Here is a 20,565-nt window from a genome sequence, read left to right on the forward strand (position 1 = left end):
GCTGGCAGCCCTGGCGTGGCAAGATGGATCAGGACCCCGCACGGGCGGGCGCAGACAGCAGAACAGAAAGCGGTGGCATGGACGACGGCGTACTCGGCTGGGTGCGGATCGACGGAACCAGTTCGGTCCCGCCCTTCGAACAGCTGCGGCTGCAGATCCTCGATGCCGCCAATGACGGAACCCTGGCTGTCGGAACCCGGCTGCCTCCTGTCCGGGCGCTGGCCGCCCAGCTGGGACTGGCCGTCAATACCGTCGCCCGGGCCTACCGTGAGCTGGAGCAGGCAGAGATCGTCACGACCCGGTCCCGCGCAGGTACTGTCGTGGCTGCCGCCGGAGACAACGGCCGCAGGCGTGTCGCCGATGCGGCCCGTGTCTTTGCCGACGCGGTCAAGGCCAACGGCATGGATCCGAAGGCCGCGCTCTCCTACGTGGAAGCGGCCCTACGCCAGGGGTGAACACGCCTGCCGTCGAATACATTTTCGAATCAGGATTGATCTACAGTGGAAAACGTGTCTATCGCGACTTCACTGACTTCTGGCCAAAATCCGCATCAGAGCGCAGATCTCTCCCGTCTGGTCGTTAAGGGCGCCCGGGAACATAACCTGCGCAACGTCGACCTGGACCTTCCCCGGGACGCCATGATCGTGTTCACCGGCTTGTCCGGGTCCGGCAAGTCCTCCCTGGCCTTCGACACCATCTTTGCCGAGGGCCAGCGCCGATACGTGGAGTCGCTGTCCTCCTACGCCCGGATGTTCCTGGGCCAGGTGGACAAGCCGGATGTCGACTTCATCGAGGGGCTTTCTCCCGCGGTGTCGATCGACCAGAAGTCCACCAGCAAGAACCCGCGGTCCACGGTCGGCACCATCACCGAAATCCACGACTACATGCGCCTGCTCTGGGCCCGCGTAGGCACCCCGTTCTGCCCGGTCTGCGGTGAGCCGGTCAGCCGGCAGACGCCCCAGCAGATCACGGACCAGCTGCTGGAACTGGAAGAGGGCACCCGCTACCAGATCCTGGCGCCGGTGGTCCGGGGCCGCAAGGGCGAATTCGTGGACCTGTTCAAGGACCTTGCCGCCAAGGGCTATTCCCGGGCAAAGGTGGACGGGAAGCAGATCCAGCTTTCGGATCCGCCCAAGCTCGGCAAGCAGTACAAACACACCATCGAGGTGGTCGTTGACCGCCTGGTTGCCAAGGAAGGCATCCGGCAGCGGCTTACCGATTCCGTGGAAACCGCGCTGGGACTGGCCGACGGCCGGGTGCTGGCCGACTTTGTGGATCTGGAAGAGGACAGCCCCGAGAGGATCCGTTCCTTCTCGGAACACCTGGCCTGCCCGAATGAACATCCGCTGGCCATTGACGAGATCGAACCCCGGTCCTTCTCCTTCAACAACCCGTTCGGTGCCTGCCCTGTCTGCACCGGCATCGGCTCACGCCTGGAAGTCGATGAAGAACTCGTTGTTCCCAATCCGAACCTGAGCCTTGCTGCGGGAGCAATCGCCCCCTGGTCCATGGGTACCGCGACCAGTGAGTACTGGAACCGCCTGCTCGCTGGACTGGCCAAGGACATGGGCTTCTCCATGGACGTTCCGTGGAAGAAGCTCCCCGCCAAGGCACGCGAGGCCATCCTGCACGGCAAGGACCACAAGGTCGTCGTGCAGTACCGCAACCGCTTCGGCCGCGAACGGAAATACACCACCGGGTTCGAAGGCGTCATCGGGTACATCAAGCGCAAGCACCAGGAAACCGAGTCTGAGAGCTCGCGGGACCGCTACGAAGAGTACATGCGCGAAATTGCCTGCCCGGAGTGCGGCGGTGCGCGACTGAACCCGGCTTCGCTCTCGGTCCTGATCAACAAGCGCAACATCGCCGAGGTCAGCGGCATGCCGCTGCGGGACGCTGCAGACTTCTTCGAGAACCTGACCCTGACGCCGCGTGAGGCGAAGATCGGCGAGCAGGTCCTCAAGGAGATCAAGGCACGCCTGACCTTCCTGCTCGACGTCGGACTCGAATACCTCAGCCTGGACCGCCCGGCCGCGACCCTGTCCGGCGGCGAAGCCCAGCGCATCCGCCTGGCCACCCAGATTGGTTCCGGCCTGGTGGGCGTCCTGTACGTCCTCGACGAACCCTCCATCGGTCTGCACCAGCGGGACAACCGCCGCCTCATCGAGACGCTGGCGCGGCTGCGCAACCTCGGCAACACCCTCATCGTGGTTGAACACGACGAAGACACCATCCACGAAGCCGACTGGATTGTCGATGTGGGACCCGGTGCGGGGGAGGCCGGCGGCGAAATCGTCCACTCCGGCCCCTTGTCCGAGCTCCTGACCAACACCCGCTCCATCACGGGCGACTACCTCGCCGGCCGGCGGAAGATCGAAATTCCGGCCAAGCGCCGCAAGATCGACAAGGCCCGCCAGCTGAAGATCATCGGCGCACGGGAAAACAACCTGCGCAACCTCACCGTCAACATCCCACTGGGCGTTTTCACCGCGGTCACCGGGGTGAGCGGCTCCGGCAAGTCCACCCTCATCAACGACATCCTCTACCGGGTGCTGGCCAGCAAGCTCAACGGCGCCAAGCACGTGGCCGGCCGCCACACCCAGGTGGACGGCCTGGAGCACCTGGACAAGGTCATCCACGTTGACCAGAGCCCCATCGGACGCACCCCGCGGTCCAACGCGGCCACCTACACCGGCGTCTTCGACCACATCCGCAAGCTGTTCGCGGAGACCACCGAAGCCAAAGTACGCGGCTACCTGCCGGGACGGTTCTCCTTCAACGTGAAGGGCGGCCGCTGCGAAGCCTGCCACGGTGACGGAACGCTGAAGATCGAAATGAACTTCCTTCCGGATGTCTACGTGCCCTGCGAGGTCTGCCACGGCGCCCGTTTCAACCGCGAAACCCTGGAAGTCCATTACAAGGGCAAGAACATTGCCGAGATCCTGGACATGCCGATTGCCGAGGCCGCAGAGTTCTTTGCAGCTTTCAGCCCGATTGCCCGGCACCTGAACACCCTGGTGGACGTTGGACTGGGCTACGTGCGCCTGGGGCAGCCGGCGACCACCCTGTCCGGCGGCGAAGCCCAGCGCGTGAAGCTGGCCGCCGAGCTGCAGAAGCGCTCCAACGGCCGCAGCGTCTACGTCCTTGACGAGCCCACCACCGGGCTGCACTTCGAGGATGTCCGCAAACTGCTCATGGTCCTGCAGAGCCTGGTGGACAAGGGGAACACCGTAATCACCATCGAGCACAACCTCGATGTCATCAAGAGCGCCGACTGGATCATCGACCTCGGTCCCGACGGCGGTACGGGCGGCGGCCAGGTTGTCGCCTCCGGAACCCCCGAGAAGGTGGCGAAGTCGCCCGAGAGCCACACCGGGCATTTCCTGGCCGAGATCCTCAGCTAGGGTTCCCGGAAGGAGCCCGGCATGCCGGAGACATATTCCTTCCGCGTCATACGTTTTTCCCGGTGACCGTTCCTCTGTGGGAAGCTAGGCCGGTGAAACATCTCCGGCTCCTGGTCCTCTTCGATCTCGACGGGACCCTTGTAGACCCTGCAGGCAGCATCACCGGCGGCATTAGTGCGGCGCTTGCCGCTTCCGGACTTCCCGTCCCGCCGCCCGCGGACCTCCAGCAGATGGTGGGACCGGCCCTGTCAGAGTCCCTGACGCGTATAGCCCGGGTGCCGGCCGACCAGCTGGACACCGTGATCGCGCACTACCGCCGGGGCTACCGGGACACGGGAATGGCCGCCAGCCGGCCCTACCCCGGCATCGCCGACGCCGTCCGGGAACTCCGTGACGCCGGCTGCATCACTGCAGTCGCAACGCAGAAACCGGAGCCGCTTGCCGGCGATCTGCTTCGCGTCCAGGGCCTTGGACACCTTTTCGCTTCCGTGCACGGTTCACCTGCCGACGAGCGGGCCGTGGCCGCAGACGGAAAAGCATCCATCATCCGGGCGGCCCTGGAGCGCCATGCGGGAGAGTATTCCGCTGCAGTCATGATCGGCGACCGGATGCATGACGTGCACGGTGCCGCAGCAAACGGCGTTCCCTGCATCGGGGTGTCCTGGGGTTTCGCTGCCCCGGGGGAACTGGCAGCAGCAGGAGCTGCCGCCGTCGTTGACCTCCCCGGCCAGCTCAGGGACGCCGTGCGGTCCGCGGCGGAAACGGCAGGTGCCCGTGGGGCTGTATAACCTGACCCGTTCCAGCACGCGCGGCGTGATCAGCCTGTGCCGGCCCACCGTGACCGGCTTGGAGCACGTGCCCTCGTCCGGACCCTTCATCGTTGCCGCCAACCATCTCTCCTTCCTGGACAGCGTGCTCATCCAGGCCCTGATGCCGCGGAAGGTCGGATTCTTCGCCAAAGCGGAGTACTTCACCACCCCGGGGCTGAAAGGTGCAGCCATGCGCAGCTTTTTTGAGAGCGTGGGGTCCATCCCGGTGGAACGCGGCCAGCAGGCGGCCAGCGTCGCTGCCCTGAAGTCGCTGCTCGACGTACTGGAGTCCGGGGGCGGGATCGGCATCTACCCCGAAGGAACCCGCTCCCGCGACGGCCTGCTCTACCGCGGCCGCACCGGGGTCGGCTGGCTCGCCCTCACCTCGGGCGCACCCGTGGTGCCGGTGGGGCTGATCGGAACGGAAAAGCTCCAGCCCGCCGGAAAGAAATGGGTCAAGCCCCGGCCCTTCACGATGGCGGTGGGGCGCCCGCTGTACTTTTCCAAGACCGGACCCCAGCATGCCCTTCCGGAGCGGCGCCGAGTCACCGACCAGGTGATGGACTCTATCGCCGAACTTTCCGGGCAGGAGCGCAGCGCCGCGTACAACCAGAACAAGCCCGACGGCGCCTAGCCCGGCGCACTTCAGCGGGCCGCGAAACGGCCGGCCGTACGTCCGGCAGCGGCGCGGTGCCGACTTAGGATGGAAAAGTGGCAGATCCAGCAACCTACCGGCCCCGGGCGGGGGAGATCCCGACCGAACCCGGGGTATACCGCTTCCGCGATGAGCACCGCCGGGTCATCTATGTCGGCAAGGCCAAGAACCTCCGTTCCCGGCTGAACTCCTATTTCGCCAATCCGCGCCAGCTGATGGCCAAGACCCGCACGATGGTGTTCACGGCCACCAGTGTGGAGTGGACGGTGGTGGGCACCGAACTTGAAGCCCTCCAGCTCGAGTACACCTGGATCAAGGAATTCAGTCCGCGGTTCAACATCATGTTCCGGGACGACAAGTCCTATCCCTACCTCGCCGTCACCATGGGCGAGAAGTATCCGCGCGCCCAAGTCATGCGCGGGGACCGCCGGAAGGACACCCGGTACTTCGGTCCGTTCTACCCGGCCAAGGCCATTCGAGAGACTCTCGATACCCTGCTGCGGGTCTTCCCGGTACGCACCTGCAGTGCCGGCGTCTTCAAGCGTGCCGAACGAACCGGCCGCCCCTGCCTGCTGGGCTATATCGACAAGTGCTCCGCGCCCTGCGTGGGTCGGATCAGCGCCGAAGACCACAAGGCCCTGGCCGCCGAACTCTGCGCCTTCATGGCCGGAGACTCCAAGCGCTTCATCCAGGACCTGGAGCGGCAGATGAAAGACGCAGTGGCCAACCTGGACTATGAGTCCGCGGCTCGCATCCGCGATGACATCGCGGCCCTGAGGAAGGTCTTCGAACGCAACTCCGTCGTGCTTTCCGAGGACACCGACGCCGACATCTTCGGACTGGTCCAGGATGAGCTGGAAGCCTCGGTGCAGGTCTTCCACGTCCGCGGCGGGCGGATCCGCGGACAGCGCGGCTGGGTTGTGGAAAAGGTCGAAGACACGGACACCGGGCAGATCGTAGAGCACCTGCTGCAGCAGGTCTACGGGGAGGGCGCCATGTCCGACAGGATCCCGCGCAAGGTCCTCGTCCCGGTGCTTCCGGACAATACCGAAGAACTGCAGGTCTGGCTGCGCGGGCTGCGCGGCTCGAAAGTCAAAATCTCGGTTCCCCAGCGAGGCGACAAAAAGACGCTCATGGAAACCGTCACGCGGAACGCGGAGGACGCCATGCGCCTGCACAAGAGCCGGCGGGCCGGTGACCTGACCACCAGGTCCGCGGCGCTGTCTGAACTGCAGGAGGCACTGGAGATTCCCGTTCCGCTGCTGCGCATCGAATGCTACGACATCTCCCATGTGCAGGGCACCAACGTCGTCGCGTCCATGGTGGTCGCGGAGGACGGCCTGATGAAGAAGTCGGACTACCGCCGTTTCTCCATTACCGGGGAGGCGGCGCGGGACGACACCGCCTCGATGTACGACGTAGTCTCCCGCAGGTTCAGGCACTATCTGGCCGAGAACTTCGACCCGGCTGCCGCCGTTCCGGATGCCGACCCGGACCGCCCGGTGCCCGCCGCCGGGGACGGCTCCGCCCAGGCCGGGCAAGTGCACGCAGGCCAGGCGTCCGGACCCGTCGCGGACACTCTGACGGCAGCGCCCAGGGCCAAGTTCGCCTATCCGCCAAACCTGGTGGTAGTCGACGGCGGCAGGCCGCAGGTGGCAGCGGCGTCGCGCGCCCTGGCTGACCTCGGCATCTCTGACGTCTACGTGGTCGGCCTGGCCAAGCGCCTGGAGGAGGTCTGGGTTCCGGACAGCGAGTTCCCCGTGATCCTGCCCCGGTCTTCCGAAGCGCTGTTCCTGCTGCAGCGCATCCGCGACGAAGCGCACCGCTTCGCGATCACCTTCCACCGGCAAAAGCGGGGGAAGTCAATGACGGCGTCGGCGCTGGACGGCATCCCCGGACTGGGGCCGGCCAAGCAAAAAGCCCTGATCAAGCATTTCGGCTCCGTCCGCAAGCTCAGGCAGGCTGACGTTGAAGCGCTGATGGAAGTTCCCGGAATTGGACCCGCGATGGCTGCCGTCATCCATACCTCCCTCGCCGAAGCCGGGGCGGAAACTGCCCCCGCCGTGAACATGGCCACCGGCGAAATTATTGAATCTTAGCTAGGCTGGTGGGAGCCGTCGCCGGCGGAGAAATCCGACCGGCGCCGGCCAGCCTTTGGGGCTCCCCGGTCCGGGGAACCCGGTGACTGACGGGAACAAGGAAAACATGACTGAAGTGGACGGGCTGCAAAGCGTTAAGCCTGCCGAGTCCGAACTGCTCGTCGTCACCGGCATGTCCGGTGCCGGCCGGAGTACCGCAGCCAATGCGCTGGAAGATCACGGCTGGTACGTGGTGGAGAACCTGCCGCCGCTGATGCTGGGGACACTCACCGAACTGGTCTCCCGCATGCCCCACTCGATCCCCAAACTGGCCGTGGTCATCGACGTCCGGAGCAAGGAACTCTTCCAGGACATCCGGGAGGCCCTGGGCAACCTCCGGGCCGCCGGCGTCGACTACCGCGTGCTTTTCCTCGAAGCCTCAGACCAGGCCCTGGTCCAGCGCTTCGAATCCGGCCGCCGGCCCCACCCGCTGCAGGAAGACGGAAGCATCCTGGACGGTATCGCCGCAGAACGGGACGTGCTGCGCGAACTTCGCGATGCCTCGGACGTCATCGTGGACACCTCCAAGTTCAACGTGCACGCGCTGGCAACGACGATCACCGAGCTCTTCACGGAGCAAGGTCCGATCGTCCTCCGGCTGAACGTGATGAGCTTCGGCTTCAAGTACGGCCTGCCCGTTGACGCGAACTTCGTGGCGGATGTCCGCTTCATCCCAAATCCGCACTGGGTCCCGCAGCTGCGCCCGCACACCGGGCAGGATGCAGACGTCCGGGACTATGTCCTGGGGGCGCACGGCACCGAGGATTTCCTGGACCGCTACGTCGATGCGCTGGCTCCCGTCATTGACGGCTACCGCCGCGAGAACAAGCACTACGCCACCATCGCCGTCGGATGCACCGGAGGCAAGCACCGGTCTGTCGCGGTCACCGAAGAACTCGCCAAGCGGCTGGCTAAGCTTCCGCACGTCACGGTAGCAGCGCACCACCGAGATCTCGGGCGGGAATAGATGGGGTTCCTCACCGGGCCCCTTCCGATCCTTCCCGACGGAGGAAGCCTGCGTCCGCCGGGCGGCGGCACGTCACCGGCGGTAGTCGCCCTGGGCGGCGGCCATGGGCTCTCCGCCACGCTCTCGGCCCTGCGCCTGCTCACCACCGACCTCACCGCCGTTGTCACCGTCGCCGATAACGGCGGCTCCTCCGGCCGCCTGCGCCAGGAGCTGGACGTCCTTCCGCCGGGAGACCTCCGCATGGCCCTTGCCGCGCTCTGCGACGACACGGACTGGGGCAGGACCTGGCGGGACGTCATGCAGCACAGGTTCCGTTCACGTCCGGGCGCCGAAGGGTCCCTGGACAACCATGCGCTCGGAAACCTGCTCATCGTCACCCTGTGGGAACTGCTGGGTGATCCGGTGGCCGGACTGCAATGGGCCGGAGCCCTGCTGGGTGCCCGCGGCCAGGTCCTGCCCATGTCCACCCTCCCGCTGACGATCGAAGGCGACGTCCTGCGGCAGACGGAGACAGGACTGCGGCACGAGACCGTCACGGGCCAGGCCGAACTGGCCGTCGCTGGAACCCAGTCGAGCGTCGTGAACGTCCGGCTGCTTCCACCGGATGCACCGGCCTGCTCCGAGGCAGTATCTGCAATCGGCCGGGCCGACTGGGTGATCCTGGGACCCGGATCCTGGTACACATCGGTCCTGCCGCACCTGCTGCTGCCCGAAATGCGGGAGGCGCTCGGCAGCACAGGTGCCCGCCGGTGCCTGACCATGAACCTGAGCAATGAGACGAAGGAAACTGCGGGCATGAGCGCAGTGGACCACCTGCAGGTCATCCGGCGCTATGCTCCCGGCTTCAAGGTGGACGCCGTGCTGGCCGATCCCAGCGTTGTGGAGGACAGGAACGAGTTCAGCGCAGCTGCCGCCGAAATGGGTGCCCGCGTTGTCTTCGGTAAGGTAGGGGCAGCGGCCGGCAGTCCGATTCATGATCCGCTGCGGCTTGCGGCCGCTTATCACGATGTATTTGGGGAACTCTAGGAGTGTGCTTGTGGCGCTGACTGCTGCAGTCAAAGAGGAACTTTCACGGCTTACCGTGAAGAAGTCCTCCGTTCGAAAAGCCGAAGTTTCGGCAATGCTGCGTTTTGCAGGAGGCCTGCACATCATCTCGGGGCGCATCGTCATCGAGGCTGAAGTGGACCTCGCGTCGACAGCCCGGAGGTTGCGGGCCGCCATCGCCGAGGTCTACGGGCACGCGAGCGACATCGTTGTCGTTTCGGGTTCGGGGCTGCGGCGGGGCAACCGCTATGTTGTCCGCGTCGTGAAGGATGGAGAGTCCCTGGCCCGCCAGACCGGGCTCCTGGATGCCCGGGGGCGGCCCGTGCGGGGCCTGCCCTCCGTCGTCGTGAACGGTTCCGCAGCAGACGCCGAAGCTGTCTGGCGCGGCGCCTTCCTCGCCCACGGGTCCCTCACCGAGCCCGGACGCTCATCCTCACTCGAAGTGACCTGCCCCGGCCCCGAAGCAGCCCTCGCACTGGTCGGTGCTGCGCGCCGGATCGGAATCGCGGCCAAGGCACGCGAAGTCCGGGGTGTGGACCGGGTCGTCATCCGTGACGGTGACACCATCGCGGCCCTGCTGACCCGGATGGGCGCCCACGATGCCCTGATGGTCTGGGAGGAACGCCGGATGCGCAAGGAAGTGCGCGCTACGGCCAACCGCCTGGCGAATTTCGACGACGCAAACCTCCGCCGCTCCGCGCAGGCGGCCGTTGCGGCAGGGGCGAGAGTGGAGCGCGCACTGGAGATCCTGGGTGAGGACGTTCCTGAACACCTGCGCTACGCCGGCGAGCTCCGGGTCGCCCACAAGCAGGCCAGCCTTGACGAACTGGGCCGTCTGGCCGAACCTCCCATGACCAAGGACGCAATCGCCGGCCGGATCCGCCGCCTGCTCGCGATGGCGGACAAGCGGGCCTCTGAACTGGGAGTTCCGGGTACGGAGGCCAATGTGACCGCCGAAATGCTAGACCAGTAGGCTCACGCTTAGGATGGACTAAGCGTGCTGATTTATTCAGCATCATCAACTTCCGGGTGGACACGCCGTCCGGATAAATGGATCCGAGTATCAACGGAGGATTTTCGTGAACGAATACACACTGCCGGAACTGCCGTACGACTACGCAGCGCTGGAGCCCCACATCTCGGCTCGCATCATGGAACTGCACCATGACAAGCACCACGCCACCTACGTGGCCGGCGCCAACACTGCACTGGCCCAGATGGCCGAAGCCCGCGAAAAGGGCGAGTTCGGCAACATCCCGAAGCTCTCCAAGGACCTCGCGTTCCACCTCGGCGGACACACGAACCACTCGATCTTCTGGAACAACCTCTCACCCGAAGGCGGCGACAAGCCGGTCGGCGAGCTGGCAGCGGCCCTGGATGACTTCTTCGGATCCTTCGACGCGTTCCGCGGACAGTTCACCGCGGCCGCGAATTCCCTGCAGGGTTCCGGCTGGGCCATCCTCGCCTACGAACCCCTCGGCGGAAACCTCGTGATCGAGCAGCTTTACGACCAGCAGGGCAACATCCCCGTTGGAACCATTCCGCTGCTGATGCTGGACATGTGGGAGCACGCCTTCTACCTGGACTACGTCAACGTCAAGGCTGACTACGTCAAGGCGTTCTGGAACATCGTCAACTGGGCCGACGTCGCCGCCCGGTTCGACGCAGCCCGCGCCGGCGCAACGCAGCTGGTGCTCCCCGCGTAATCGGGGAAACCGACCGGGTTTAAGGTGCCGCCGGTGTATGACCGGCGGCACCTGCGCGTAAGATGGAGCACACGGCTCATGCAGCGCCAGACCGGCAACCCGTGCGCTGAAGCAGGTCCGGGACGCGCCGCTCCTGCGAAGTCAACTGAAGTGGCCTTGTTCCACTGAGGTCACTAATTCTCGAACGACCCGCTATCAAGGAGAGAACAAAAGTGACTACTCGTGTTGGAATCAATGGATTCGGGCGTATCGGACGCGGCTACTTCCGGGCAGCACTGGAGCAGAATGCGGATCTGGATATTGTTGCGGTTAACGACCTGACAAGCCCGGAGACCCTGGCCCACCTGCTCAAATACGACTCGATCACAGGCCGCCTCGAAGAGGGCGTAGAGGTCCAGGACGGCAACCTGGTGGTGGGCGGCAAAACCGTCCGCGTCCTCGCCGAACGCGATCCCGCAAAACTGCCCTGGAAAGACCTGGGCGTGGACATCGTCATCGAGTCCACCGGGTTCTTCACCAAGGCTGAGGATGCGCGCAAGCACATTGAAGCCGGCGCCAAGAAGGTACTGATCTCCGCCCCGGGCAAGGGCGCCGACCGGACCATCGTGATGGGAGTGAATGACAGCGAGTACAACCCTGCCACTGACACCATCATCTCCAATGCTTCCTGCACCACCAACTGCCTGGCTCCGCTGGCGAAGGTCATCAATGATGCGTTTGGCATTGAACGCGGACTCATGACGACTGTCCACGCCTACACCGCTGACCAGAACCTGCAGGACGGCCCGCACCGGGACCTGCGCAGGGCACGGGCAGCGGCCCTGAACATCGTGCCCACCACCACGGGTGCTGCCAAGGCGATCGGCCTGGTGATCCCGGATCTGGACGGCAAGCTCGACGGCTTCGCACTGCGTGTGCCCGTCCCCACGGGATCCGTCACCGACCTGACCGTGAACCTTTCCCGGGAAGTCAGCGTCGAGGAGATCAACCAGGCCTATAAGGCCGCCAGCGAGGGTCCCCTCAACGGCTACCTCCGCTACACCGACGAGCCGCTCGTGTCGTCCGACATCGTGACTGATCCGGCGTCGTGCATTTTCGACTCCGGCCTGACCCGTGTCATGGGCAACGAGGCCAAGGTAGTCGGCTGGTATGACAACGAATGGGGCTACTCGTGCCGCATGGTGGACCTCACCACCTTGGTAGCTTCGAAACTCTAGGTCCCCGTCCTCCGCCCCACCGGGCACAGAAACAAAGGCAGATATGACAATCAAGACACTTGACGAGCTAATCAGCGACGGCGTCGACAACCGGTACGTTCTGGTCCGCTCGGACCTCAACGTCCCCCTCGCCGACGGGAAGGTTACCGACGACGGGCGCGTCCGCGCTTCGATTCCTACGCTGCAGCTTTTGGTGGAGCACGGCGCCAAGGTCATCGTTATGGCACACCTGGGACGGCCCAAGGGCCAGCCGGACGAGAAGTACAGCCTGCGTCCGGCCGTGGACCGGCTCGATGAGCTCGCCCCGTTCGCGGTGGAGTTTGCCGACGACGTCACCGGCCCCAGTGCCGTCGAACGTGCGGGAACCCTGGCAGCCGGCAGCGTCCTGGTGCTCCAGAACATCCGGTTCGACCCGCGGGAGACGTCCAAGGACGATGCCCAGCGGATGGAGCTGGCCCGTGAGCTCGCTGCCCTCACCGGTGGCAGCGGGGCGTACGTCGACGATGCTTTCGGGGCTGTCCACCGCAAGCACGCCAGCGTCTATGACATTGCCGAAGTCCTGCCTGCCTATGAGGGCAATCTGGTACGCAGCGAGCTGGAAGTGCTTTCGCGCCTGACGACGGACCCCGCCAAGCCCTACGTCGTGGTGCTGGGCGGTTCCAAGGTCTCGGACAAGCTGGCGGTGATCGAGAACCTCATGACCCGGGCCGACAGCCTGCTGATCGGCGGGGGCATGGTCTTCACGTTCCTCGCCGCCCAGGGACACAAGGTTGGAGCATCCCTGCTCGAAGAGGACCAGATCGAAACGGTGAAGGGCTATCTGTCCCGTGGCGCGGAGCTGGGCTGTGAGTTCGTCCTGCCGACCGACATTGTGGTGGCAGACAAGTTTGCAGCCGACGCCGAACACGAGGTAGTGCCCGCTGACGCGATGGAGGACAGCCGCTTCGGTGCGGCCGGGATCGGTCTCGACATCGGACCGGATTCCGCGCGTACCTTCGCTGACCGCATCGCGTCGGGTGCAACCGTCTTTTGGAACGGACCGATGGGTGTGTTCGAATTCGACGCCTTCGCCGGCGGTACGAAGGCAGTGGCCGAGGGTTTGAAGCAGTGCAGCGGCCTGACCGTGGTCGGTGGCGGGGACTCGGCCGCGGCCGTGCGCAAGCTGGGCTTCTCCGACAGCGACTTCTCGCATATCTCCACCGGCGGCGGAGCGAGCCTGGAATACCTTGAAGGCAAGGAACTGCCCGGCATCGCCGTCCTCGACAAGTAATCGGTGAACGGGCCTGCCGGGATTCTTCCGGCAGGCCCGTTGCCCTGTCCACCATCTATCGAAACCACCACATGAACCGGAGCAGAGATGACTACCTCGACCAACGGCAAGTATGACCGCACACCGCTGATCGCGGGCAACTGGAAAATGAACATGGACCACATGCAGGGCATCACCCTGCTGCAGAAGCTTGCGTGGACCCTCAGCGACGCGAGGCACGACTACAACCGCGTCGAGGTCGTCGTTTTCCCGCCGTTTACCGATCTCCGGAGCACCCAGACCCTCGTGCAGGGAGACAAGTTGAAGGTGGCTTACGGCGCACAGGACCTCTCGCCCGAGGATTCCGGTGCGTACACCGGCGACATTTCAGGCCAGTTCCTGTCCAAGCTCGGCTGCAGCTATGTCCTGGTCGGGCACAGTGAGCGCCGGAGTGTCCACGGCGAGTCAGACGAACTCCTGAACGCCAAGCTGAAGGCTGCCTTCCGCAACAACCTGGTCCCCATCCTCTGCGTGGGCGAAGGCCTCGAAGAGCGGCAGGCAGGCAACCACCTGCTGCACACCCTGGAGCAGGTCCGCAATGACCTGGCCGGTCTCACCGCGGAAGAGGTTTCCAGCCTGGTCATTGCCTACGAACCGGTGTGGGCGATTGGCACGGGCGAGGTTGCCGGGCCGGACGACGCCCAGGAAATGTGCAACACCATCCGCGCCGAGCTCGCCGATCTGTACGACGACGCCGTCGCTGCAAAGGTCCGGCTGCTGTACGGCGGGTCGGTTAAGGCCTCGAATGCTGCCAGCATCCTGAAGGAGCGTGACGTCGACGGCGTGTTGGTGGGCGGCGCCAGTTTGGACGTGGCCGAATTTGCTAATATTGTCAGGTTCGAGGAACACCTGGTGACCGACTGACCTGCGCAGCGGCAGCGTCTCCAATTCAATGCGTCACCCGTGAAAGGCCGTAAGTGGAAATTCTGAAGATCATCCTGCTGGTCCTGCTTGGCCTGACCAGCCTGCTGCTCACGCTCCTGATCCTGCTTCACAAGGGTCGCGGCGGAGGTATGTCCGACATGTTCGGCGGCGGCATGAGCACCAGCATGGGTTCTTCCGGGGTCGCGGAAAAGAACCTGAACCGTTTCACCGTCATCCTTGGCCTGTCCTGGGGCCTGGTCATCGTGGCCCTGGGCCTGATCCAGCGTTTCGCCGGCGAGTCCTAGGGACCCGGAGCGGGACTGCGCCGCCCTTCGGCAGCGCATACAACCACAAGCACATAGGAAAGGCCCCGGGTTATCCCGGGGCCTTTCCTATGTGCCAGCAGTCCCTAGTGCCGTTCTTCGGGCTGCAGCAGCTGTTCCGGGAGCTGCGAAGCCGCGGCCTGGTCAATCAGCCATCTGGTCTTCGAACGTCCCCGGGGTCCGGCTGCAGGCACCTGTACCGGTCCTGCCCCCGCAAGAGCGAGCCCGACGGCGCCCGCCTTATCCTCACCGGCTACCGTGAGCCAGACTTCATCCGCCGTATTGATGGCTTCCAAAGTGAGCGAGATGCGCTCGGACGGGGGTTTGGGGGAGTCCCGCACAGCCACCACCGTCTCGCCCGTGGTCCGGATGCCCGCCATCTCAGGGAAGAGCGAGGCGACGTGGGCGTCTGGTCCGACGCCCAGCAGCAGGACGTCGAAGCGCGGAAGGCGGGGATCGGTTTCCTCAAAACCCTCCGCGAGGTCTTCGGCCTGTGCCGCCGCGGCCAGTTCAGCAGCGTAAGCGGCAGCGGCCTCTTCCACCGTGGAGACACTATCCGTAGACGCGGCTTCATGCACCCGTGCCTGGTCCACTCCGAGGCGGGTGAGCATCGCCTGCCGGGCAGCCAGGGCGTTGCGCTCGGGGGAGCCGGGAGCAACGAACCGCTCGTCGCCCCACCAGAAGTTGACCCGCTGCCAGTCGACGGCTGTCCGGGCCGGCGCGGCGGCCACAGCAGCGAGCACACCGATGCCTGCTGTACCGCCGGTGAGGACTACCGTTACTTCGCCGCGCCGGTTCTGTACATCCACCAATTTGGTGATCAGCCGGGCAGCGGTTGCGTCGATCAGCGCCGCGGCGTTGGGATGGATGCTTACGCCATGGGGAGATTGCCTCATGCGGTGGTCCCTTCCGGGACCAGGCATGCTGCCAGCCCCTCCGTCAGTACTTCTCCGAAAACCTCGTCTGGATCCAGCCTGCGCAATTCCTCGGCCAGGCACTCGTGCAGTGTCCGCAGCGGCAGGGCAATCCGCTGCTCGGGCTGTCCGGGCTGCATCAGGTGGGCCATGCTGCCGCCCTCGGGACGGTAAAGCTCAATCGCACCCGCTTCGCGTTCCATCCGGACACGCCGGATGCCGGCACCGGCGGGGTCTTCAATGATCTTCACGGGAACCTTAAGGGCGTGCTTGAGCCAGGCGGCCAGCAGGAAGGTGCTTGCTGAGTCCGACGCACCCTCGACAGTGACGGACTGAAGGCCGCCGGCACCGTTCTGTTCCAGGACCGCCGCCAGCTGGATACGCCAGTGGGTGAGCCGGGTCCAGCTGAGGTCGGTGTCCCCGTCCGCGTAGGTCCGGCTGAGGTCCAGCAGTGACTGCTTGGGATCCGGCTCATTGGCAGCATCGGTGATGCGCCGGTGTGCGATCCGGCCCAGGGGAGTGGACGCCGCCGAACGCGGAAGGCCATGGGGCCACCAGACGACGATTGGCGCGTCGGGCAGCAGCAGGGCCGAGACCAGCGACTCGCTCTCGGCCGCGAGCTCACCGTAGCCGTAGAGCAGGATGACTTCGGAGGCACCGGCATCTCCGCCGACCCGAATCTGCGCGTCCAGCCGCGAGGGCTCATCGGCAGAACCGGCGACCAGCACGATCACGCGGCACGGGTGCTCCCGGCTGGCGGTATTGGCGGCTTCAATCGCTTCTTCGACGAAGTCCGGCGCGGTGACTACGACCAGCGTGAGGACTCGGCCCAGGGCGACAACGCCGCCTTTTTCCCGCATGGCGACGATTTTCTTGGACACCTTGGAGGTTGTGGTGTCAGGCAGTTCAACAATCACGGCCTTCTCCAGGTCCTTCCGTCGCGTGCGAGCAGTTCGTTCGCAGAAGCCGGTCCCCAGCTTCCAGGGGCATATGGTTCAGGCTGTTCATCCAGCGATGCCCAGTACTCCTCGAAGGGATCAACAATCTTCCAGGAGAGCTCAACCTCCTGGTGCCGCGGAAAAAGCGGGGGTTCGCCAAGGAGGACATCCAGGATGAGCCTTTCGTAGGCCTCCGGACTGGATTCCGTAAAGGAGTGTCCGTAGCCGAAGTCCATGGACACGTCCCGGACTTCCATCTGGGTCCCGGGAACCTTCGAGCCGAACCGGATGGTCGCGCCCTCGTCCGGCTGTACCCGGATCACGACGGCGTTCTGCCCGAAATCGTCTTCGGCATGGTCCCGGAAGAGCAGGTTGGGGGCCCGTTTGAAGACGACGGCGATCTCTGTCACCCGCCGTCCGAGCCGCTTTCCGGCTCGCAGGTAGAACGGAACTCCTGCCCAGCGGCGGGTATTGATGTCCAGCCGCACAGCGGCGAACGTCTCCGTCTTCGACTCCGGGTTGAAGCCCTCTTCCTCCAGGAAGCCGGTGACTTTCTCACCGCCCTGCCAGCCGCCGGTGTACTGCCCGCGGGCAGAGTGGCGGGAGAGGTCCTTCGGCAGCCGGACCGCGGCGAGCACCTTTTCCTTTTCGGCCCTGAGGTGGGCCGCATCGAAGGAAATCGGTTCTTCCATCGCGGTGAGCGCCAGCAGCTGCAGGAGGTGGTTCTGAATGACGTCGCGGGCGGCCCCTACGCCGTCGTAATAACCTGCACGTCCTCCGATGCCGATGTCCTCGGCCATGGTGATCTGCACGTGGTCAACAAAGTTGGCGTTCCAGATCGGCTCGAAAAGCTGGTTGGCGAAACGCAGCGCGAGGATATTCTGGACCGTTTCCTTGCCGAGGTAGTGGTCGATCCGGAAGACAGAGTCAGCGGGGAAGACTGACTCCACTACCTCGTTCAGGTCCCTTGCCGACTGCAGGTCATGGCCAAAGGGCTTTTCAATGACCACCCGCCGCCAGCGTCCGTCCGTCGACTCGGCGAGGCCGTGGCTGGAGAGCTGCTGGCAGACCTGTTCGAAGCTCTTCGGCGGCACGGAGAGATAGAACGCCACATTGCCGCGTGTCCCGCGCTGCTCATCGAGTTCCTGCAGGGTGGTGCGCAGCGTGTCGAAGGCCTCGTGATCGTCGAAGCCGCCCTGCACGAACCGGATGCCTTCGGCCAGCTGTTTCCACACGTTGTCACTGAACGCGGTCCGGGAGCGGTCCTGGACCGATTCCTTAACGTAGGCGGCGAAGTCCTCGTCGCTCCAGTCCCGCCGGCCAAAGCCTACAAGCGAGAAGCTCGGCGGCAGCAGCCCGCGGTTGGCGAGGTCATAGACAGCGGGAATGAGTTTCTTGCGGGCAAGGTCGCCGGTGACGCCGAAGATCACCAGCGATGAAGGACCCGCGATGCGGCTGAGGCGCCGGTCGCGCGGGTCCCGCAACGGGCTGGGGGAGCCGTTGTCGTGCTCTGGGGACATCAGTTAATTACCGTCCAGATCCTTGATGGTGTCAGCGAGCTGCTCAGATCCCGCAGCCCGGTTCAGCAGGTTCAGCCTCAGGACCGGGCGGCCGTTGTCGGCGAGGACCTGGGCATCTCCGGCTGCCTGGGCCGCAATCAGGTCGCCGAAGCTGAAGGGACGCCCCGGGATCGCGACGTCGGTTGCGGGTGCCCCGGTGATTTGCAGGTAGACGCCCTGCGCCGGACCGCCCTTGTGGAACTGCCCGGTGGAGTGCAGGAAACGCGGACCCCAGCCGAACGTCACGGGACGCCCGGTGATTCCGGCCAGTTCCGGGCGCAGCCGCTCGAGATCCGACTGGGCGCTGCGGTCCAGGTAGGCCTGGACACTCAGGTAGCCATCCGCGCCGAGCTGGTCCAGGAGGGCACCGAGTGCTTCCTTAAGGGTTTTCGACCCGCCAAGCAGCTGAGCATCGCCGCGGACCTCGATGTTCCCGTCGACGAACGACGGCGCCACGGGCTCCGGCTGTGCGTCCAGCAGGCCGCGTGCGGCTTTCTTGGCAGCCTCGACGTCCGGCTGGTCGAATGGATTGATCCCCAGCAGGCGTCCGGCAACGGCCGTTGCGTACTCCCACAGCATCATCTGTGCGCCGAGGCTTCCGGAGACGACCACCTGGTTGCCCTCCGGCAGGGCTTCCGCTTCCGGAGAGGTAATCCGGACCACCAGGACATCCGGTGCGCCGGCAAGGGTTTCGGGAGCCTGCGGCTCCGCCACCACCGGCAGCACGCCGGTGCCAAGTTTTCCGGTGGATTCGGCTATGAGCTGCTCCGCCCAGTCGGGAAATCCAACCAGCCCGGAGTCCTCGTCAACGATCACAATCTTGTTCCGCAGCGGATCGGTGCCGCCCAGGGCCGCGCCCAGGGCGAGGCCGATGTTGTCTTCCGCGTTGTCGCTGAGGATCTCCGCCGTATCTTCTGCTTCGTCGAGCAGCGTCTCAATGTCCGCGCCCGCCAGCCCTGACGGAACCAGGCCGAAAGCCGTGAGCGCAGAGTAGCGGCCGCCGACGTTCGGGTCCGCGTTGAACACCGCACGGTAGCCTGCCTCGCGGGCAGCGGCGTCCAGCGGAGACCCCGGATCCGTCACCACGACGATCCGTGAGGCAGCATCGATTCCTGCCTGGGTGAAGGCCTCTTCAAAAACGCGGCGCTGCGAGTCTGTTTCCACGGTGGAGCCGGATTTGGAGGACACCACAATAACGGTGGGGGCGAGGTCCTGCGCCAGGGCGGCAGCCACGGAGTCGGGATCCGTGGAATCCAGCACCGTGAGGTCCACCCCGGCGGTGCCGGTGATGACCTCCGGCGCCAGCGAGGAGCCTCCCATTCCGGCGAGGACCACGCGGTTGACTCCCTCGGCTGCCAGTGCCTGGCGCAGTTCGCGAATCTGTCCCAGCAGCGGCCGGGAGCTTTCGCCCGGGTTTAGCCAGCCCAGGCGGATGGACGCTTCAGCTTCTGCATCGGGCCCCCACAGTGTGGGGTCCTGGGCGAGGAGCCGGGTGGCTACCTCGTCCCGGACCAGGCCGGGAACCTTGGCCTCCACGGCGTCACGGGCAGCTCCTGCTGCTTCAAAGGACAGAGCGGTCATGGGATTAGGCCTCCTGCGCGCTGGTCAGTGCTGCGGACACGGTTTCCAGGAGCTCGCCCCAGGACACCACGAACTTCTCCAGGCCTTCAGTCTCCAAAAGGCCAACGACGTCGTTGTAATCGATGCCGGCACGGTCCAGGTCGTCCAGCACAGCGGCGGCCTCGGCGTATGTTCCGGTGACTGTGTCTCCGGTGATGACCCCGTGGTCGGCAGTAGCCTCGAGGGTTTTCTCCGGCATGGTGTTCACGACTCCCGGAGCCACGAGCTCGGTGACGTAGAGGGTGTCCGGCAGGTTCGGGTCCTTGACGCCGGTGGAGGCCCACAGCGGGCGCTGCGGCCGGGCCCCGGCAGCGGCCAGCACCTGCCAGCGCTCGGTACTGAACTGCTCTTCCCAGACCTGGTAGGCCAGACGCGCGTTTGCCAGCCCTGCCTTGCCCTTCAGCGCCTTGGCGTCATCGGTGCCGACGGCGTCAAGCCGCTTGTCGATCTCGGCGTCGACGCGGGAGACAAAGAAGGAAGCCACGGAATGGATGGTGGAGAGATCGTGGCCGTTTTCCCGGGCCTGCTCGATCCCGGCCATGTACGCGTTGATGACCTCGCGGTAGCGCTGAAGCGAGAAGATCAGGGTGACATTGACGCTGATGCCGGCGGCAATCACAGCCGTGATGGCCGGGAGGCCTTCCGGCGTCGCCGGGATCTTGATCAGGACGTTGCTGCGGCCGACCTTGTCAAAGAGTTCCTTGGCCTCGTTGATGGTTCCCTGCGTGTCGCGGGAGAGGCGGGGGTCCACTTCGATGGACACGCGGCCGTCAACGCCGTCCGTCGCTGCGGCGACGGGAGCGAAGACGTCGCACGCCTGGAGAACGTCGTCGGTGGTGATCTCGAAGACCGCCTTGTCGACGCCGGCTCCGTTGGCCGCAAGCTGCTGGACCTGTGTCGCGTAAGACTCACCGTTGGCCAGTGCAGCCGCGAAGATGCTCGGGTTCGTGGTGACGCCCACGACGTTGCGGGAGGCGATGAGGTCCTTCAGTGATCCGGAGGTGATCCGCTCACGTGACAGGTCATCAAGCCAGATGGAAACTCCGGCGTCGGAAAGTGCTGCTGTGGGGCTGGAAGTCATAGGGATACTCCTTTTTC

At 65.2% G+C, this 20,565-nt stretch carries 18 protein-coding genes; 13 read left to right on the forward strand and 5 right to left on the reverse strand.

Features of this window, described 5'->3' with window-relative positions; genetic code table 11:
* Positions 1-77 precede the first annotated feature (77 nt).
* From LOC59_RS07190 to secG, 13 genes are all read left to right on the forward strand, one after another.
* The gene (locus LOC59_RS07190; RefSeq protein WP_227917021.1) at positions 78-455 is read left to right on the forward strand and encodes a GntR family transcriptional regulator; all 378 of its coding nucleotides are present in this window, start codon (positions 78-80) and stop codon (positions 453-455) included.
* A gap of 54 nt (positions 456-509) precedes the next feature.
* The gene (gene uvrA, locus LOC59_RS07195; protein WP_229971258.1) at positions 510-3,404 is read left to right on the forward strand and encodes an excinuclease ABC subunit UvrA; all 2,895 of its coding nucleotides are present in this window, start codon (positions 510-512) and stop codon (positions 3,402-3,404) included.
* Positions 3,405-3,496: 92 nt separating this feature from the next.
* A complete protein-coding gene (locus LOC59_RS07200; protein WP_229971260.1) occupies positions 3,497-4,192 on the forward strand; it encodes an HAD hydrolase-like protein in 696 nt (231 codons plus the stop codon).
* The gene (locus tag LOC59_RS07205) at positions 4,179-4,847 is read left to right on the forward strand and encodes a lysophospholipid acyltransferase family protein (protein ID WP_229971262.1); all 669 of its coding nucleotides are present in this window, start codon (positions 4,179-4,181) and stop codon (positions 4,845-4,847) included. Before LOC59_RS07200 ends, LOC59_RS07205 begins: the two co-directional genes overlap by 14 nt.
* A 77-nt stretch (positions 4,848-4,924) precedes the next feature.
* A complete protein-coding gene (gene uvrC, locus LOC59_RS07210; RefSeq protein ID WP_229971264.1) occupies positions 4,925-6,967 on the forward strand; it encodes an excinuclease ABC subunit UvrC in 2,043 nt (680 codons plus the stop codon).
* A 106-nt stretch (positions 6,968-7,073) separates the two neighbouring features.
* Positions 7,074-7,973 (forward strand): RNase adapter RapZ, encoded by a 900-nt coding sequence (gene rapZ / locus LOC59_RS07215; RefSeq protein WP_227896748.1) that lies wholly within the window; start codon positions 7,074-7,076, stop codon positions 7,971-7,973.
* Complete coding sequence (locus LOC59_RS07220) at positions 7,974-8,999, forward strand: gluconeogenesis factor YvcK family protein (protein ID WP_227896746.1); 1,026 nt, start codon at positions 7,974-7,976, stop codon at positions 8,997-8,999.
* A 10-nt stretch (positions 9,000-9,009) separates the two neighbouring features.
* The gene (gene whiA, locus LOC59_RS07225) at positions 9,010-9,990 is read left to right on the forward strand and encodes a DNA-binding protein WhiA (RefSeq protein ID WP_227896744.1); all 981 of its coding nucleotides are present in this window, start codon (positions 9,010-9,012) and stop codon (positions 9,988-9,990) included.
* 106 nt (positions 9,991-10,096) lie between these two features.
* Positions 10,097-10,723, forward strand: a complete 627-nt coding sequence (locus LOC59_RS07230; protein ID WP_227896743.1) for a superoxide dismutase — start codon at positions 10,097-10,099, stop codon at positions 10,721-10,723.
* A 212-nt stretch (positions 10,724-10,935) separates the two neighbouring features.
* On the forward strand, positions 10,936-11,940 hold the full coding sequence (gene gap, locus LOC59_RS07235) for a type I glyceraldehyde-3-phosphate dehydrogenase (RefSeq protein ID WP_227896742.1): 1,005 nt from the start codon (positions 10,936-10,938) through the stop codon (positions 11,938-11,940).
* Positions 11,941-11,983: 43 nt separating this feature from the next.
* Positions 11,984-13,210: a phosphoglycerate kinase gene (locus LOC59_RS07240; RefSeq protein WP_227917014.1), complete on the forward strand. Its 1,227-nt coding sequence runs from the start codon at positions 11,984-11,986 to the stop codon at positions 13,208-13,210.
* Positions 13,211-13,297: 87 nt separating this feature from the next.
* Entirely contained in the window at positions 13,298-14,113 is an 816-nt protein-coding gene (gene tpiA, locus LOC59_RS07245) for a triose-phosphate isomerase (protein WP_229971266.1), read from the forward strand.
* A gap of 53 nt (positions 14,114-14,166) precedes the next feature.
* Positions 14,167-14,418 carry a preprotein translocase subunit SecG gene (gene secG / locus LOC59_RS07250; RefSeq protein WP_227896738.1) on the forward strand — a complete coding sequence of 84 codons (252 nt, stop codon included), beginning with the start codon at positions 14,167-14,169 and terminating at the stop codon, positions 14,416-14,418.
* A gap of 104 nt (positions 14,419-14,522) precedes the next feature.
* Here secG and pgl read toward each other — a convergent pair whose 3' ends face one another.
* From pgl to tal, 5 genes are read right to left on the reverse strand one after another with little or no spacing between them, the layout of a single operon-like run.
* Entirely contained in the window at positions 14,523-15,332 is an 810-nt protein-coding gene (gene pgl, locus LOC59_RS07255; RefSeq protein ID WP_227896737.1) for a 6-phosphogluconolactonase, read from the reverse strand.
* Positions 15,329-16,267, reverse strand: coding sequence for a glucose-6-phosphate dehydrogenase assembly protein OpcA (locus tag LOC59_RS07260; RefSeq protein WP_227896736.1), 939 nt, complete (start codon positions 16,265-16,267; stop codon positions 15,329-15,331). The genes pgl and LOC59_RS07260 overlap by 4 nt, the downstream gene beginning before the upstream one ends.
* A complete protein-coding gene (gene zwf / locus LOC59_RS07265; RefSeq protein WP_227896735.1) occupies positions 16,264-17,808 on the reverse strand; it encodes a glucose-6-phosphate dehydrogenase in 1,545 nt (514 codons plus the stop codon). The genes LOC59_RS07260 and zwf overlap by 4 nt, the downstream gene beginning before the upstream one ends.
* Positions 17,809-17,811: 3 nt before the next feature.
* Positions 17,812-19,428 carry a glucose-6-phosphate isomerase gene (locus LOC59_RS07270; RefSeq protein WP_229971268.1) on the reverse strand — a complete coding sequence of 539 codons (1,617 nt, stop codon included), beginning with the start codon at positions 19,426-19,428 and terminating at the stop codon, positions 17,812-17,814.
* A 4-nt stretch (positions 19,429-19,432) separates the two neighbouring features.
* The gene (gene tal, locus LOC59_RS07275) at positions 19,433-20,548 is read right to left on the reverse strand and encodes a transaldolase (RefSeq protein WP_227896733.1); all 1,116 of its coding nucleotides are present in this window, start codon (positions 20,546-20,548) and stop codon (positions 19,433-19,435) included.
* Positions 20,549-20,565 lie beyond the last annotated feature (17 nt).

Source organism: Arthrobacter sp. zg-Y916 (assembly GCF_020907385.1).
In the GTDB taxonomy this organism is placed as follows: Bacteria; Actinomycetota; Actinomycetes; order Actinomycetales; family Micrococcaceae; genus Arthrobacter_B; species Arthrobacter_B caoxuetaonis.

Excerpts from the sequence above, each read along its gene's own strand:
- LOC59_RS07190 (WP_227917021.1), top strand. The coding sequence starts at position 78 with ATGGACGACGGCGTACTCGGCTGGGTGCGGATCGACGGAACCAGTTCG.
- rapZ (WP_227896748.1), top strand. The coding sequence starts at position 7,074 with ATGACTGAAGTGGACGGGCTGCAAAGCGTTAAGCCTGCCGAGTCCGAA.
- LOC59_RS07220 (WP_227896746.1), top strand. The coding sequence starts at position 7,974 with ATGGGGTTCCTCACCGGGCCCCTTCCGATCCTTCCCGACGGAGGAAGC.
- LOC59_RS07240 (WP_227917014.1), top strand. The coding sequence starts at position 11,984 with ATGACAATCAAGACACTTGACGAGCTAATCAGCGACGGCGTCGACAAC.
- tpiA (WP_229971266.1), top strand. The coding sequence starts at position 13,298 with ATGACTACCTCGACCAACGGCAAGTATGACCGCACACCGCTGATCGCG.
- pgl (WP_227896737.1), bottom strand. The coding sequence starts at position 15,332 with ATGAGGCAATCTCCCCATGGCGTAAGCATCCATCCCAACGCCGCGGCG.
- zwf (WP_227896735.1), bottom strand. The coding sequence starts at position 17,808 with ATGTCCCCAGAGCACGACAACGGCTCCCCCAGCCCGTTGCGGGACCCG.
- LOC59_RS07270 (WP_229971268.1), bottom strand. The coding sequence starts at position 19,428 with ATGACCGCTCTGTCCTTTGAAGCAGCAGGAGCTGCCCGTGACGCCGTG.
- tal (WP_227896733.1), bottom strand. The coding sequence starts at position 20,548 with ATGACTTCCAGCCCCACAGCAGCACTTTCCGACGCCGGAGTTTCCATC.